General features: G+C 70.8%; 13 protein-coding genes. 7 read left to right on the top strand and 6 right to left on the bottom strand.

Annotation, left to right across the window (positions count from 1 at the left end; translation table 11 throughout):
- The first annotated feature begins 261 nt into the window (after window positions 1-261).
- Together IE317_RS06740 and IE317_RS44375 are read left to right on the top strand one after the other, a co-directional pair.
- The gene (locus IE317_RS06740; protein WP_191307362.1) at window positions 262-3,864 is read left to right on the top strand and encodes an ALF repeat-containing protein; all 3,603 of its coding nucleotides are present in this window, start codon (window positions 262-264) and stop codon (window positions 3,862-3,864) included.
- A gap of 122 nt (window positions 3,865-3,986) precedes the next feature.
- Complete coding sequence (locus IE317_RS44375; RefSeq protein WP_229902517.1) at window positions 3,987-4,205, top strand: hypothetical protein; 219 nt, start codon at window positions 3,987-3,989, stop codon at window positions 4,203-4,205.
- On the opposite strand, the gene IE317_RS44370 is transcribed toward IE317_RS44375, so the two are convergent.
- The gene (locus tag IE317_RS44370) at window positions 4,157-4,564 is read right to left on the bottom strand and encodes a hypothetical protein (protein ID WP_229902516.1); all 408 of its coding nucleotides are present in this window, start codon (window positions 4,562-4,564) and stop codon (window positions 4,157-4,159) included. The two genes, IE317_RS44375 and IE317_RS44370, sit on opposite strands and share 49 nt — an antisense overlap.
- A 366-nt stretch (window positions 4,565-4,930) precedes the next feature.
- Between IE317_RS44370 and IE317_RS06725 the strand changes: the two genes are divergently transcribed.
- Window positions 4,931-5,182: a hypothetical protein gene (locus IE317_RS06725; RefSeq protein ID WP_191307360.1), complete on the top strand. Its 252-nt coding sequence runs from the start codon at window positions 4,931-4,933 to the stop codon at window positions 5,180-5,182.
- Window positions 5,183-5,702: 520 nt separating this feature from the next.
- Here IE317_RS06725 and IE317_RS06720 read toward each other — a convergent pair.
- The 3 genes from IE317_RS06720 to IE317_RS06710 form a co-directional block, all read right to left on the bottom strand.
- Window positions 5,703-7,367: a discoidin domain-containing protein gene (locus IE317_RS06720; RefSeq protein ID WP_191307358.1), complete on the bottom strand. Its 1,665-nt coding sequence runs from the start codon at window positions 7,365-7,367 to the stop codon at window positions 5,703-5,705.
- A 145-nt stretch (window positions 7,368-7,512) separates the two neighbouring features.
- Entirely contained in the window at window positions 7,513-8,115 is a 603-nt protein-coding gene (locus IE317_RS06715) for a response regulator transcription factor (protein ID WP_191307356.1), read from the bottom strand.
- Window positions 8,112-9,227, bottom strand: a complete 1,116-nt coding sequence (locus IE317_RS06710; protein ID WP_191307354.1) for a sensor histidine kinase — start codon at window positions 9,225-9,227, stop codon at window positions 8,112-8,114. Before IE317_RS06710 ends, IE317_RS06715 begins: the two co-directional genes overlap by 4 nt.
- 155 nt (window positions 9,228-9,382) lie before the next feature.
- Here IE317_RS06710 and IE317_RS06705 point away from each other — a divergent pair, with 155 nt between their 5' ends.
- The 4 genes from IE317_RS06705 to IE317_RS06690 all read left to right on the top strand — a co-directional run bounded on the left by IE317_RS06705 (window position 9,383) and on the right by IE317_RS06690 (window position 13,308).
- Complete coding sequence (locus IE317_RS06705) at window positions 9,383-10,267, top strand: ABC transporter ATP-binding protein (RefSeq protein WP_191307352.1); 885 nt, start codon at window positions 9,383-9,385, stop codon at window positions 10,265-10,267.
- Between the two features lie 324 nt (window positions 10,268-10,591).
- Window positions 10,592-10,999 (top strand): hypothetical protein, encoded by a 408-nt coding sequence (locus IE317_RS45560; protein ID WP_229902515.1) that lies wholly within the window; start codon window positions 10,592-10,594, stop codon window positions 10,997-10,999.
- A 29-nt stretch (window positions 11,000-11,028) separates the two neighbouring features.
- Complete coding sequence (locus IE317_RS06695; protein WP_229902545.1) at window positions 11,029-12,444, top strand: alpha/beta hydrolase; 1,416 nt, start codon at window positions 11,029-11,031, stop codon at window positions 12,442-12,444.
- A 99-nt stretch (window positions 12,445-12,543) separates the two neighbouring features.
- A complete protein-coding gene (locus tag IE317_RS06690) occupies window positions 12,544-13,308 on the top strand; it encodes an SdrD B-like domain-containing protein (RefSeq protein WP_191307347.1) in 765 nt (254 codons plus the stop codon).
- Window positions 13,309-13,399: 91 nt separating this feature from the next.
- Here IE317_RS06690 and IE317_RS06685 read toward each other — a convergent pair whose 3' ends face one another.
- Both IE317_RS06685 and IE317_RS06680 read right to left on the bottom strand, forming a co-directional pair.
- Window positions 13,400-14,101, bottom strand: a complete 702-nt coding sequence (locus IE317_RS06685) for a VOC family protein (protein WP_191307345.1) — start codon at window positions 14,099-14,101, stop codon at window positions 13,400-13,402.
- 53 nt (window positions 14,102-14,154) lie between these two features.
- Window positions 14,155-15,594, bottom strand: coding sequence for an FAD-dependent monooxygenase (locus tag IE317_RS06680; protein ID WP_191307343.1), 1,440 nt, complete (start codon window positions 15,592-15,594; stop codon window positions 14,155-14,157).
- Window positions 15,595-15,811: the final 217 nt, after the last annotated feature.

Raw genomic sequence — 15,811 nt, 5'->3', positions numbered from 1 at the left:
AGCTCATGTTTCACGCGTCGTGGTCGGTGGTTAGCGTGAGCGATACTGTCGTTTTTGCGGCGGTTTTCGGGGGCTGTATACGCCATTCGGCGGTACGGGTGACGGTTCAGATGTGGGGGCTGAGGGATGTTCGCGCGCCGAGACTCGGGACGGTCTGTTGCCGGGCTGGTCTTGCTGGTGATCGCGTTGTTTGCGGGGACGTTGACCGCGCCGGCTGCGCTGGCTGAGTCGGAGCCTCCGCCGGACGCCCCCGCTCCGCCGATGACCGACCGCGATCGGGTGCTGCAGCTGTGGCGGCTGGGCGGCCCGACAGTGAAGGCGGATGCGGCGGCGGCGCTGATCGGCACTGACGCCGACATCACGGCGTTCCTGACCGTCAAGCTGCCCCTGGATCGCAAGGTCGACGACCGGATCAGCGTGAACCGGATGCTGGCCGCCGGCGGCCCGACCATCAAGGACGCCGCCCAGCGCGCCCTCGACGCCACTGACGACGCAGCAGTCTCCGCGTTCCTGTCCTCGGGCTGGCAACTGCCCGCGAGCGTGGATCGGCGCATCCACGTCGACCAGATGCTCGCGGCCGGCGGCCCGGAACTGCAGAAGGCCGCGCAGGTGGCGTTGGATGCCGACACCGACGACGCCATCCAGGACTTCCTCGATGCCGGTTGGAAGGCTCCCTACGAGGTCGACCAGCGGATCCGGGTCGACCAGGCCTTCGCTGCCGGCGGGCCGGAGACCCGCGTGGCCGCGCAGCGGGCCCTCGACGCCGACACCCTCGAGGCCTACGCCCAGTTCCTCAACCACGACCGGGAGATCGCCGAAGCCCACGATCTGGAAACGGCCACGATCGCGCAGCTGGCCGCGGCAGCCAAGGACGCCGGCGAAGAAGCAGCGAGAGAAACCGAGGCGTCCAAGGAGGCCTCCGCCCGTGCGGTGACCGAAGCGCAGCTGGCCAAACAAGCCGCCGAGGCGGCCGCGACCGCGAGCGCCAACGCCCACAACGACGCAAACGCGGCGAGTGCCGCGGCGGCGCAGGCCGCGGACGCCGCGGACAAGGCTGCGTCGGCCGCGCGGGAAGCCGTCGGTGCGGCGAACGCGGCCAGTGTCGCCGCCCGGGTTGCCTCCGGTGCCGCAACGCGCGCGGCGACCGCGGCGACCAAGGCCGGACAGGCCGCGTCCCAGGCCTACAAGTCCGCCTCGGCCGCGGCGACAGATGCGCAGAACGCCGATACGGCTCGCCAGGATGCGGAAACCGCACGAGCCGCCGCACAAGGCGCCCGAGACGCGGCCGCGGCCGCCAAGTCCGCCGGTGACGCGATTACCGCGGCCAAGAACGCGATCTCGGCGGCGGGTTCGGCTGGGAACAACGCCGCTGCCGCGGCCCGTGCGGCCGAGGCGGCCAGCAAGAACTCCGCCGTGGCCCAGGCTCAGGCCGCCAAGGCCCGGCAGGCCGCAGCCAGCGCGGCCGCCAGCGCCGCCCGCGCCACACGAGCGGCGCAGGCCGCGAGCGCGTTCGCCGACACCGCGGCCAACGCTGCCTACGCCGCCCAAGCCGCCGCGGAACGAGCCGCCACCGACGCCGACGCCGCCGCAGCAGCCGCACTCGACGCGGCCAACCACGCCCACAACGCCACCGAAGCGGCCGGTCTCGCCACCACACACGCCAACGCCGCGAGCCAGGCTGCTCAAGCCGCCGTCACCGCAGCCACCCAGGCCAAGACCGTCTACGACGCCGCCCGGACCGCCGACGCCGCTCGCCTCGCCGCCCAATTCGAACGCGACGACGAACTCGCCCTCCACCTGAGCGCCGCAGCCGACCAGATCTCCATCGCCGATCGGTGGAATAAGACCCAGAACGACCTGCGGACGGCCGAGACGAATCGGCTGATCGCCGAAGCGACCGCCCCGGGCACCAACCCTGCTCTCGCTGTGTCCGACGCCCGCAAAGCGGCCCTGGCCCTGGCTAACAGCGGCGGCCCCTGGACTCAAGCCGCCGCCCAGAACGCCCTGGCAAGCCCGGACATCATCGTGATGGACTTCATCCGCACCGGCCTCACGATCGCCGCCGGCCAGGACGACCGCGTCACCCTGGTCAACCTCGAGCGAACCGCACCCGACGGCTTCAAGAAGGCCGCCGACACCGCCCTGGCCGGGAGCGACGCCGATGTCCAGGCGTTCCTGCGCAGTCAAAACTACCCCGACCGCGAAGTTGACGACCGGATCGCTGTCGACCAGATCTTCGCCGAAGCCCAGCGTGAAGGGAACTTCGCGACCCAGGCTGCGGCGCAGCAGGCCCTGGACGCGGATACCGATCAGGCCCTCCGGCAGTTCCTCGATGCTGGCAAGACCGCGAACGCGATCAACGACGACCTGATCAAGGCCAACCAGATCTACGCCGCCGACACCAGCGGGCCGGAACTGAAAGCGGCCGCTCAGATCGCGCTGGACGGCACTCCCGCGATGGTCCGGGACTTCCTTGTCTCGGGCCAATACGTCGCAGCCCAGCGGGACCAGGACAACGCCGCCCACGACGCCCAGGTCTCCGGCTACCTCGCTCAGGCGATGCAGACGGCGCAGACCGCGGCCCAGAACGCGGACCTGGCCCAGCAGGTCGCCGCCACCGCCCGCGGTGCTGCCGCCGCGGCCGAGGGCTATGCCCGGCAAGCCGAAACCGATCGACAGGCCGCCGCTACCAACGCCCAACGAGCCCATGAGTCGGCCGTGGCGGCCCAGGACGCCGCCACCCGCGCGGCGCACTCCGCCGCGACCGCCAACACGGCCGCGGCGAACGCACGGACGTCGTCGCGCAAAGCCGCGATGTCGGCGGCGTGGGCGAACTCGTCGGCGAACTTCGCCGCACGAATGGCCTCGGACGCGTATGGTTCTGCCCGCGACGCGTTCAACAGCGCAGTGGCGGCCGGAGGCAACGCCGAGAAGGCGAAGACGGCGGCGAACGACGCGGTGTCGGCGGCGCTGGCCACGGTCAAGCGGAAGCAGGAGGAAGCCCACGGGCTCATCCTCTTGCACTGCAAGAGCCTGCTTGGTGGCATTGGCTACGACGAGTGCATCCAGTTCGCGCAAATGCCCGACGCCGACCAAGCGATGCGCATCCTGGACAACGACTGGCTCTGCCGCCACACCGAAAACATGGGACGTGCGTTCCAGCAGCATTGCTTCGCCGCCGAGACGAGCCCCACCTTCGCCACCGATCTGGCTTTCACGGTAGTGGCGCACGCCCTCAACGAACTCGGTGCGATCTACGGCGCACTGGCAACCACGGAAACCGCGCTACTCGCGGGCACGCTGTGCGCTGCTTTCGAGCCTTGTGCTCTGTTGGCTGCGTCGATCATTCCCGAGGGAACGGCTTTCACCTCCTGGATGGCCATCGCCACCGGAGATGCCCTCGTCACCTCCCGGGTGGCTGGACTGTTCGAGCAAGCCGGCATAGACGCCGAAGTCAACGTGGGTGCGGTTGCCGACACGATGTCTCGGCCACGATCCATGCTCGACCCGCAGCTGCTGGAGCAGCTTTCCGTCAGCGGGGTGAAGTTCACCCGCGAGAACCTGGTCGGCTTGCAGCTCAACGCGGATGGGAAGCTTATCTTCCTCGAAACCGGGAACGACGGTGCAGGCTTGATCCACATCCTGCGTCACGGTGACGAGTTCGCGCAGCTCAGCATCCCACAGGAGGAGATCGGAGAGTTCGTTCTGACTGGTGCTGCCACCGGCCGTATAGTCGGCTACCAAGGGAAGGGTACGGGACGTCCGATCTACCAGTTTACCTACAAGGGCAAGGAGTACCGCTTGGCCATCACGGTCGGGAGCAACGGATTTATCGTCGGGGCCAATCCGGTGGGTTCGTGGTGACAACGGATAAGGTTCTTCGGGTCCTAGCGGATTACGACTGCTGGGCGCTGTGGGTGTCCGCGGGGTCGGGTACCGAAAACGTCGACCCAGCGGATGGCCGGCTGGGGTTGAGCCCGGCTCTCGTGCGCGACTTGAACCGCTGGGCCGACGAGTACACCGCGACCCTGAACCGGGACGACCCGATCGCTTCGGGCTTCCAGTCGGAAGCCGTCGAGCAGGCGTTCGTGGCCGAGGGTCGCCACCTGGCGGGACAGGTGCGGGCTCAGGTGGGTCCTGACTGGCGGGTCGTGTACTACGACAGTGAGCTCGGTCGAGACGTGGTGGTCGAAGCCGCTCCCTGAAGCCAGGACTCCGCCTGTTTCCTCCACGCCACCTGGACCAGGCCGGTCCCATGCCGTCGGGGTACCAGCATTCCCCGGCCTGGCGGCTGGGGTGACGGCTTCACGTCCGCCAGCGACGCGCCCTCGTCCGTCGCCCCCGACATGATCAACCCCGGCGAGTCCAGCTCCCGCAACCGCTGCAGCACCGGCTCGAACAACGCCCGCCCGGCACCACCGGACCCGCGCACGATCACCAGGTGCAACCCGATGTCGCGGGCCTGCTGCAGGAACTCCAGCAACGGCTGCAAGGGGTTCCGCCCGACCGTCGCCACCAGTTCGTAGTCTTCCAGCAGCACGAACAGCTCAGGCCCGCGCCACACGAGCGGTTCCGCAGCTGCTCCGGCGTCACCTCCGGGCCCGGCAGGCGGTTGCGTATCGCCTGGGCGCACTCGCCGATCAGGTCCGTTAGCTTGCCCTCTGAGCCGGCGTAGCCGAGCAGGTGCGGACTCCGCCACCGCGCCCAGGAGACCCCGGCGGTAGCCCGCCGCGATGATCGTCGCTTCCTCCGGCGTGTACGCCGAGGTGATCCCGGACGCGATCGCGCGCAGCTAACGAACTCTTCCCGGACTCCACGTCACCGAACGCGACGAAGTGCGGATCCGCCGTGAAATCCAGGTACACCGGGCGCAACAGCGGCCAGTCAGAAAGCATGGTCGCTGTGGCTGTTGGCGGTGGGGCCGTACTCGTTGCTGACGTACAGCGATGTCGGTCGCGAATTGGCGCGCGCTGACGTGGTCACCGGTTCCAGTGAGGACAGGTCGGCGGAGGAGAAGCGGATCATCGAGCTGCTCCGCGATGCCGGGCTGACCTTGCTCAGTGGCGAAGAGGTCGAGACGACGGTGGGCTTCCATCCGCCGGACGGTCGGTTCCCGGTGTCCACGTACGTGATGCTCTTCGGCGAGTCGGACGTGCCTTGGTGGTTCGGAGGATGGCAGTAGTCCAAGAACGGCTGACTGGCAGAGGGCTATTCGTGAAATTCCGCTCAATGCACGCAGTGGCCGGCACCGGTGTGGCGGCGGTGGTTTTCGCCGGGACGCTGGCAGCCGGGCCTTGCCAGGCGTCGGCGGCCACCGGGTTCGGCGGGCTGCATCCCCAAGCGGACTTCCTGGGTTTGTCCGTCCCGGTTTCCGAGAGGGCCGGCGCGGTCGGCCGGCGGACGGCGTCGGTCAGTGCGGTTGCGCCGGACGGTTTGCCGGGGTTGGACGTCAGCCGCTACCAGAAGACCGTGGACTGGCCCCGGGGTGGCGGCGAAGGGTGTTAAGTTCGCGTACATGAAGGCGACCGAGGCCTGCACACCCGAGCCTCCGGATTCCTGCCGGCCGACAACAATGGCCGGTACCTCGGAGATCCCACGTACGAACCGGTGCTGCACTTCCTCCACGACCGCGGTTTTGCGGACCGCGATCGACCGGGGAATCTCCGAGGCCTTGTTCCTCCGCCTGAAGGGCTGACAGCGCCTCAGGCGTACACCTCGAAGCGGGCGATCTGGCCGGCGGGCCACCCGGTGTTGCCGCTGCACGTCAGGCGCAGGAAGCGGTGGCTGCCGGCCGGGATGGTGATCGTGACGGTGTTGCCTCGCCCGGGGTCGAAGGTGTACCCGGCTGCGGGGACGAGCGTGTCGAACGCCGTGCCGTCGACGGAGCCGGACAGGGTCAGCGTCTGTGTCCGGGCGCCCCACGACGGCGGGACCGCTGCCACGATCCGCGTCACCGGGACTGCCGCGCCCAGGTCCACCTGCAGCCACTGGGGGAACGCGTTGTTCGCGCTTTCCCAGTACGTGTCGGGGTTTCCGTCGACGGCGTTCGCCGCCCCGTAGTTCTGGGTGTGACTGCTTTCGGTGGTCGTGCGGCCGCGGGCCAGGTCGGCCGGGCCGCCGCCGGTGGCCGGCAGGGGAGCGGTCGGGCGGATCGCCGTGAGGGGCAGCTGACCCTTGAGCATGCGGCCGCCGTCGGCGGTCAGCCGCAGGTAGTAGTCCGACGAGCACGCCGTCCCGTCTTCGTCGAGGGCGAGCAAGCCGGAACCGGCGGGGGTCATCGCGGCGTTCTCCGCGGTCTTGGCGATCTGGTTGCCTTCGCCGTACTCGTCGAACATCGAGATGTAGATGCCCTGCACGCCGGCGCGCACCATGTTGTAAAACTGGCGCCACATGAAGTCGCCGTGGGCCCGCTGGCGCGCGGAGACGTCACCGGGCAGCACGCACGGCTGGTAGTCGATGCCGTGGGCGGTGCAGTCGGCTTGGTCGGGCACGGTGAGGTTCTGGTACGTCCAGTCGGAGCCGGCCACGTCGCCGATGGCGCCGACCATCCACGGCGAGATCATGTCGAACGCGTGGTAGACGCCGCTGAAGCCGGGTCGCGAACCGCCGTCGCCGGTGCGCCATTCCCGCGGCACGCCGCCGATGACGTAACAGCCCTGCGCTTTGAACCAGTCGACGACGTCGAGGCAGGCAGCGGCGTCCCACGGATGGTTGGCGTCGTTGTAGCCGAAACCCCAGATGCAGACCACCGGTTTGCCGTTCTGGCGAGCGTAGGCGGGCGACGCGGTGTGCGCGGACATCTTCGCCGACCAGTCGGCCTTCATCTCCGTCTGCATGTTCGCCCAGCCGGTGGCGTCGTACATGATGTAGAACTTCCGCCCGTGTGCCTCGGCGGCACTGCGGACCTTCGCGGCCATCGCGTCGCGCGTGGGGCCTTCGCTGCTGTTGGGGTTGAAGCGCTGCAGGGCGGCGGTGTCGCAGCCGTTCTGCTGCATCCACCGGAAGTGCGTGTCCACGGTCTGCTGGTCGTAGGACGAGAAGAGCGTGGCGGGCCGGCCGTCGCCGAGGGTGCCGTAGGCGGTCGGGTACGTGCGCGTGTACTCCCGCATGTCCGGCCAAGCCTTGATGACGTTGTTCGACGGCGACGGCGTGCGGCTCCAGTCCTGGCTCCAGTGCCACCAGCCGTTGATCGGCGCGCCGTCGCCGGCGCAGGCGAACCAGCCTTGGTACCCGACGGTGATCTTGCCGACCACGTCTCCCGGCGGGCTGGCCGCGGCGGTGGCCTCCCGCGCTCCGGCGAGGGTCAGCGCGCCCCAGGCCGACGCTGCTGCGGCCGAGCCGATGAAGGTCCTGCGCGAGATCGCCATGCCAGTTCCTCCCGCTGAGCCGCTCCATGCCTCGTCCGGGTGAACTGTAGGCCGCCGAGCAGACCGCTGCAATAGTCGTACAGATTTCTGAAACTTGCGTGACGAATCCTGCAAAATTGCGTGCGTTCGTCTGCGGCCGGGGCGGTTACAGCCAGTCGTGCTCGTGGGCGTAGCGGGCCGCTTCGTGGCGGGTGCGGGTCTGGGTCTTCTGCATCGCGTTCGACAGGTAGTTGCGCACCGTGCCCTCGGCCAGGTGCAGCCGGCCCGCGATCTCGGCCACCGAGTACCCCTCGCGGGTCGCGCGCAGGACGTCGAGCTCGCGTTCGGTCAGCGGGCAGTCGTCGACGACGGCGAGGGCCGAGACGTCCGGGTCGATCCAGCGCTTGCCCGCGTGCAGGGTCTGGATCACCGCGGTGATGTGCGCGGGTTCCGCCGCCTTGCTGACGAACCCCTGGACCCCCAGCTTCAGCGCCTGCCGCAGCACGCCGGGGCGGGCGTGCCGGGTCAGCATGAGGATGACCTGCCCGGGCCGCTCCCGCCGGATGCGCGCGACCGCGCCGATCCCGTCGACCACGGGCATTTCGAGGTCGATGACGAGCACGTCGGGCCGGTGCCGCAGGGTGGCCGCCACCGCCTGCTCGCCGTCTTCGGCCTCGGCGAGCACGGTGATCCCGCCCTCCAGCGGCAGCAGCGCCGCCAAGGCCTTGCGCAGCAAGACTTCGTCGTCGGCGAGCACCACGGTCGTCATCGGGCGGCCCCTGCGGGGAACGCCACCGCCGTCAGGAACCGGCCGTCCTCGTACGACACCTCGAGTTCTCCTCCGTTCTCCGCCAGCCGGTGCCGCAGCGCCGAAAGCCCGCCGAGCGGGCCCGGCTCGCCCGCGCCGTCGTTGACGATCGCGATGCCCCGGCGGCCGAGCGTGATCCGCACGTGGCGGGCCTCGGCGTGGCGCAGGATGTTCGTCGTCGTCTCGCGCAGGACCTGGCCGAGCAGCTCGCCGACGCGGGCGTCCGGCTCGGCTTCCCGCTCGAGGCGCACGTGGATGCCCGCGGCCTCGAACAGGTTCTTCGCGTTCTCCAGCTCCGCGGCCAGGTTGAGCCGCCGCTGGGCGTAGGCCAGTTCCCTGGTCTGGACGATCGTGTCGCCGACGAGCGTGTGCACCTCCCGCAGCTCCTCCCGCGCGCGGCGGGGATCGGTGTCCAGGAGCTTCTCCGCCAGCGCCACCTTCAGCTTCACCACGTGCAGCGTGTGCCCCTGGATGTCGTGCAGGTCGCTCGCGAAGCGGACGCGCTCCCGGGCGACCGCCAGCTCCGCTTCCCGCTCGCGGGACTGCTCCAGCTCGGCGACCAGGTCGAACAGCCGCTGGGTGGCGAACATGAACGCGGTCGAGATCAGCACCGCGATCGCCGGGACGGCGACGTACTGCACCAGCCGCGGCCCGGTGTGATCGGGGTGCACGAGCACGTTCGGCAGGCCCAGGACCCCGACCAGCGCGGCGAGCCCGAACAGGGCCGCCAGCCGGTGGCGTCGCAGCGGCGGGACGAGGAACGACCCGACGATGGACACGCCGTAGAACGCGACGGTGTCGTCCGTCAGCGCGCCGACCAGCCAGACCACCGCGGTGACGGCCAGGCTCGGCCGCGCGACGCGGAGGTAGTCGCCCGCCGTCCAGCGTTCGGCCGTCGCCAGCGCCGCGACGAGCGCGACGACCTGCAGGCCGACCTGCCACCAGGTCCTGGCGTTGAGCGCCAGGAGGAGCAAGCCGACGAACGCCAGCGGCGGCACCGTCGTGATGAGGTTGAGCCGGCGCAGCCGGTCCTGCACGGCTCCGCCGGACCACCTCCGGCGGGTCTCGGTCATGGTCCTCCGGGGTCGGCGCGGTCCCCGCCAGCTTGCCGCACCGGCCGCGGCCCCACCAGTGACGCGACGTCATGCTTCCGGGGCACGAACGTCACGGTGCGGTGGTGACGCGGGCGCACTGCCGCCCGGCCGTGATCGGCGCTGGAATTCGCGGCATGTCCACGACACCAGTCATCGACGTCGATCGCCTGACCCTCACCTACGGCGGGTTCGCCGCCGTGAAGGACCTTTCGTTCCAGGTGGAGCGCGGAGAGCTGTACGCCCTGCTCGGCACCAACGGCGCCGGGAAGACCTCGACCCTGGAAACGGTCGAAGGTCACCGCGCGCCGACCTCGGGCGCCGTGCGGGTGTTCGGCAAGGACCCCCGCGACCGCGCCGCCGTCCGCCCGCGGATGGGGATCATGCTGCAGGAAAGCGGGTTCTCGCCCGATCTGACCGTCGCCGAGACGGTCCGGCTGATCGGGCGGCTCACCGAACGCACCGACGACGCCGGGCGCGTGCTCGGCGTCGTCGACCTGGCCCGCAAGGCCGGGACGAAGGTGGGCCAGCTTTCCGGCGGCGAGAAGCGGCGGCTGGACTTCGCCACCGCCGTGTACGGCACGCCCGAGCTGGTCTTCCTCGACGAACCCACCACCGGGCTGGACATCCAGTCCCGCGACGCGCTGTGGGACGCCGTCGACCGGCTGCGCGAGGACGGCTCGACGATCGTGCTCACCACCCACTACCTCGAAGAGGCCCAGCAGCGCGCCGACCGCATCGGGCTGATGCACCAGGGCGTCTTCCACCGCGAGGGCACCGTCGCCGAGCTGACCCGCACGCTGCCCGCCACCATCCACTTCGGACTGCCGGCGCGGGCACCGGTGCCGCCGCTGCACGCCGCGCGCCGGGGTGACGGGCGGTTCCTCGTCGAGACGTTCGAGCTGCAGAAGGACCTGCACACGCTGCTCGGCTGGGCGGCCGACCACGCCGTCGAGCTGACCGACCTGCAGGCCGGGCCGACGCGGCTCGACGACGTCTTCCGCGCCATCGAACACTCCTGAAAGGAGGCATCCCATGTTCACGATCGCTCGTGGCGAGCTGATCCAGATCTTCCGCAACCGCCTGGTCCTGGTCACCGCCCTGGTGCTGCCGGCCGCGCTCAGCGCGTTCTTCATCGCCAAACGCGACTTGTTCACCGAAGGGAGCACTCTCGGCTACATCGCGACGCTGGCCTGTTCTTCGTCGCCGGAATCGGCCTGTACACGACGTCGGTCACCACGCTGGCCGCCCGCCGCCAGAACCTGTTCCTCAAGCGCCTGCGCTCCACCGCGGCGGGCGACGCCGGCATCCTCGGCGGGCTGCTGCTGCCGATCACCGTGCTGTCGGTGGTCCAGATCGCCGTCATCCTCGGCGTGCTGGCCGCGGTGGCCGGGGGCCCGGCGAACCCGCTGCTGCTGATCGCCGCCGTCGTGTCCACTGTGGTCATGCTGCTCGCGCTGGGGCTGGCCACGGCGGGGCTGACGAACTCACCCGAGCACGCGCAGGTGACGACGCTGCCGGTCAGCCTCGGCGTCATCGGGGTGTCCGGCTGGGTCGGCCTCACCGGCACGGGCGACCTGACGTTGCTCAAGCGCCTGCTGCCCGGCGGTTCGGCGACCGAACTGGTGCTGAACGCCTGGAACGGCGGCGTTCCGCCGGCCGACTCGCTCGTCCTCTTCGCCCCCACCCTGGCGTGGGTCGTCGTCGCCGTCGCGCTGGCCGCGCGCCTCTTCCGCTGGGAACCGCGCCGCTGACCCGCGGCCGGACGAAAGGAAATTCGATGCTGCGCAAAGCTTTGCTCACCGCCGCGGTCGCCGTGCTCGGCGCGACGGCCGCGGCTCCGGCGTCGGCCGCGACCGGCCTCGACTGGGGACCGTGCCCGGCCGGTGCCTTCCCGGTTCCGGACCTGCAGTGCACGACGATGAAGGTGCCGCTGGACTACGGCGACCCGGACGGCCACGCGATCGACATCGCCGTGTCGCGCCTGCCGAGCAAGCACCCGGAGAAGCGGCGGGGCGTGCTCTTCACCAACCCCGGGGGCCCCGGCGGCGAAGGCCTGGACTACCCGCAGGTGCTGAAGTACCTGAAGCTGCCGCAAAGCGTCCTGGACGCCTACGACGTCATCGGGTTCGACCCGCGGGGCGTCGGCCGCAGCACGCCGGTGACGTGCACCCTGACGCCGGCGCAGCTGGCGATCGGCAACCTGCCCTACGCCAACGGCCCGGCCGACGTCGTCAAGCAGGCCGAGCTGGCGAAAACCGAGGCACGGCAGTGCCGGGACGCGGCCACCGGCCCGATGCTGCCCTACGTCACCACGGCCAACACCGCGCGGGACATGGACCGCATCCGGGCGGCGCTCGGCGAGCCCACCTTGTCCTACCTCGGTGCTTCCTACGGCACGTACCTGGGCGCGGTGTACACGACGATGTTCCCGGACCGCAGCGACCGCATTGTGCTGGACAGCAATCTCGGCCCGGGCGGCTACGACCTCACGGCGATGCGCGCTTTCGCGCGGGGCATGGAGGACCGCTTCCCGGACTTCGCGAAGTTCGCCGCGGCGCACCCGGAGTACGGCCTCGGCCGCACGCCGGCCGCGGTGACGGCCAAGTTCCACGAGCTGGCGGCGCGCTTGGACCGGGCCCCGGTGGGGGAAGTGACCGGCTCGATCTTCCGCGGCTTGACCTTCGGCGGCCTATACGCGACGGACCTGGCCCCGCTGGCCGCCGATTGGCAGGCGCTCGACAACGGCCGCGCGCCGCAGCAACCGGTGGAGTTCGGCTCGGCGGAGAACCTGTTCGCGTCCCGGTTCGCGGTCATCTGCGGGGATTCGGCGTGGCCGCGTCCGGTGGCGGTGTACCAGGTGAACGTGGCCGTCGACCGCATCCGCTACCCGCTGCTCGGCGCGGCCACGGCGAACATCTCGGCGTGCGCCTACTGGGCGCCCCCGAAGGAGCCGCCGGTGCGGATCACCGGCCGTGGTCCGGCGAACGTGCTGATGGTGCAGAACGAACGCGACCCGGGAACGCCGCTGGTGAACGCCCGCAAGCTGCGTTCGGCGTTCGGCGAGCGCGCCCGGATGGTGACCGTCGACCAGGGCGGCCACGGCGTGTACCTGGGTCCCGACCAGTGCGCCAACACGGCGGTGACGGACTACCTGGCGACGGGGAAGCGGCCAGCGCACGACGTGCACTGCCCGTGATCACCGAAGAGACGGCTCGCCGGCTAAACCCTTCGAGCCCCGGCGGCGTGTAGGCCGGGGGCGGGATCGGCCCGCCCCCGGACGAAGGGGGAGCCAGTGTTGACGTTTGCCGAGGCCGGACGGCCGTTGCTCGCCGCGGCGGTGTGCTCGGCCGCTCTGCTCGCCGGGGCGCTGCCGGCCGTGGCCGCGGACGGGCAACCGAACGTGCACGTCGTTTCCACGCGGTTCGACAAGCTCAGCTACCAACCCGGTGACGCCGCCACGGTCACCTACAAGTTCGCGAACTGGGGCCCGGTCGACGCCGTCAAGGTCGTCAACGACAGCGGCGGCAACGGGGACCCGTGGGAGCTGGAGGTCACCGACTGGGCCGGCGTCGGGTACGACCAGGAGGGGATCACCATCCCCGCGGGCCAGACGGTCACCGTCGTCCTGCGCGGCACCGTGCCGGCCGCGGCCGCGAACGTCGGCCGGGTGACCATCGCCTACGGTTTCACCGCGCAGAACGGCGACTCCGACCCGCAGGACAACGTCGGGAGCGCGCGGGCGTCCGTGCCGGGCCTGACCGGCGAGATGGTCGGCGTCAGCTACTACGACCAGAACGGCAACAACCGCAAGGACCCGGGCGAGGGCCTGAAGGGTGTCAAGATCACCGTGGTCGGCCTGGTCGACATCGACCGCCGGGCCACCACCCGCACCGACCGCAACGGCGACTTCCGGTTCACCGGGCTGCCGGTCGGCGAATACGAGGTCCGCGTGACACCTCCGGCCGGCTGGTGGCTGACCTACGGGTCCGGCGTCGGAACCGCCGAGGTCCGGTCCACTGAGTACGGGGAGCTCATTCTGGAGGTCGAGCCGCAGCCGTGAAGAAGCGGTCGTCTCCCTCGGTCCAGGGGAGACGACCGCTGATCCGTCACCGCGTCCGGTCATCGGCGGCGGACACCACCGGACATCACGGCTACTCGGGTCGCACGCAGAACTCGTTGCCGTCCGGGTCCGCCAGGACGATGGTGCCGTCGCTGCGATCCTCGAGGTGGGTGGCGCCGAGGGAGATCAGCGTGTCGACCGCCGCGCGCTGATCGCCGTCCGGGGGGAGCAGCTCGAAGCGCTGCCGGTTCGGCTGGTCGGGCTGGCCTTCCCAGGTGTCCCAGGCGAGTTTCGTTCCGCCGCGCGGTGGCTGGATCGCGATTTGCTCTCCTCGGTCCCACACCAGCGGCCAGCCCAGCGCCTTGCTCCAGAACAGGCCGACCTGCCGGCTGCCGGCACAGGTGAGCTCGCCCAGCGGGCCGCAGCCGGCGAGGTAGTCGTTGCCCGGCTCGATCACGCAGAACTCGTAGCCCGCCGGGTCGGCCAGGACCACGTGCGTCTCCTCGGGCCGCTGACCGACGTCGAAGTGGCGGCCACCGAGCCTGAGCGCCGTGGCCACCGTGTTGCGCTGGTCGTCGAGGTCGGTGCTGGTCAGGTGCAGGTGCATCCGGTTCGCGCCGAGCCGGCCGGGGCGGCCCGTCACGAACCGCAGGCCCAGCTGGGTGTCTCCACCCGGGAGCAGCACGCCACCGGCGTCCTCGATGACCTCCCGGTTGAGCAGGCCGGCCCAGAAGCGCGCCGCTTCAGCCGGGTTTTCCGCCTCGAAGGTCACCGCCGGCAGTCGCGAACCCATCACCGGACCGTAGCCACCGCCGTCGTGGCGGGGCAAGCCGATAAAATCACGGATCACCGGGGTGCGCCGAACCAGTGGCCGAGTGCCGGTTCGAGGTCGTCCGGGTGGCCTGCCCAGCACACGTAGCCGTCCGGCCGGATGAGCATCGGTTCGGCGTCGGCGCCCTGACCCGCGCGGTCCACGCGGTCCGGCCACCGGGCGGCGACCTCGGCGAACCGGCCGGCCGGGTCGATCAGGACGCCGCGCCCGCGCCGCAGCAGCTCGTGCGACCGGATCGGGCCGAGCTGCAGGTCCGGCGCCGGCAGGCCGACGAGGGGCTGCCCCTCGGCGCCCGGCACGGGGTAGCGGATGCCCATTCCGGACAGCATGTCGTCGAGGTGGTCCTGCACCGCACGCAGGCGCGCCAGGTCCGCGAACAGGTCCCTGGCGGCCGCCAGGTCGGGGTGGCCGGTGCTTTCCTGGTCCATCAGCAGGCTCTGCGCCTGGACGTTGCGCAGCACGGCGGCCGCGACGGGGTGGCGTTCGGTGTGGTAGGTGTCGAGCAGGTGCGCCGGAGCCCAGCCGTGCACGGCGGCACCGAGCTTCCACCCGAGGTTGAGCGCGTCCTGGATCCCGGTGTTCATGCCCTGCGCGCCGATCGGGAGGTGGACGTGCGCGGCGTCGCCGGCCAGGAACACCCGCCCGTGCCGGTACCGGGCGGCCTGCCGGGCCGCGTTGGTGATGCGGCGGGCGTACCGCAGTTCGAGCAGTTCCACCCGGGAGCCGAAGACCGCACGCAGCCCCTCGCGAACCTCGGCTTCGGTGACGGGGACCTCGCGGGGCAGCGACCGGCCGGGTCCGCCGAGCGAGAGCCGGCGCAGCGGCCTGCCCTCCGGATCGGTGCCGAGCGGGAACACCGCCGCCCAGTGCCCGTCGTCGCTGCGGGCGTGCGTCATGGCCTGGACGTCGCCGCCCAACCGCACGTCGGCGGCGACGGTGGTCACCGTGCCCGGCCTGCCGGGGAACTCGGCCCCCAGCAGCGACCGCACCGTGCTGCGGCCGCCGTCGGCCGCGACCAGGTACCGGGAGCGGAGCACACCGCCGTCGGCGAACGTCGCGGTGACGCCGTTCCCGTCCTGGGTGAGGCCGGTCAGCTCGTGGTCGCGCCGGACGCGGATGCCTTGTGCCGCAAGGTACTCCTCGAGGAACCCTTCGATCACCACCTGCGGGATGGACCGCCACGGGTGCCGGTGCCTGCCGCGGGTGAGCGGGAGCGTGAGGCCGGCGAAGTGGGCGGTGCCGTCCGGGTATTTTCCGGTGGCCAGCAACGGTTCCAGCAGCCCGCGCTGGTCGAATGCCTCCTGGGTGCGGGATTGCACGCCGCCCGCCTTCGACAACGTGCTGCGCTGCGGCAGCTTGTCGACGAGCACGGCCGGCACGCCCGCCAGCCGCAGTTCGTTGGCCAGTGTCAGGCCGGTCGGCCCGGCGCCGACGACGAGCACGTCGGTATCCATGGTTTCTCCATAAGATTGTCGGTGTTCAGGACGGGGTGTCCTGGATGCGCAGGGCGATGGGGTGTGGCTGATGGTTTCTTGCCTTCGAGGTGGCTTCCGAGGAGTGGTCGCTCCGTCGTTGTGGACGTCCTGGCCGCTGGTTGAGATCTGCGCTCGGTCGCTGTTTATGGAGATGCTGGCGGGTCGTCCACGGGGTTGAGCTGCGAAGGACGGGAGG

Source organism: Amycolatopsis bullii, from assembly GCF_014654205.1.
In the GTDB taxonomy this organism is placed as follows: domain Bacteria; phylum Actinomycetota; class Actinomycetes; order Mycobacteriales; family Pseudonocardiaceae; genus Amycolatopsis; species Amycolatopsis plumensis.
Note: the sequence above shows the minus strand (reverse complement) of the source record. Positions and strands in the feature narration are given on the sequence as shown.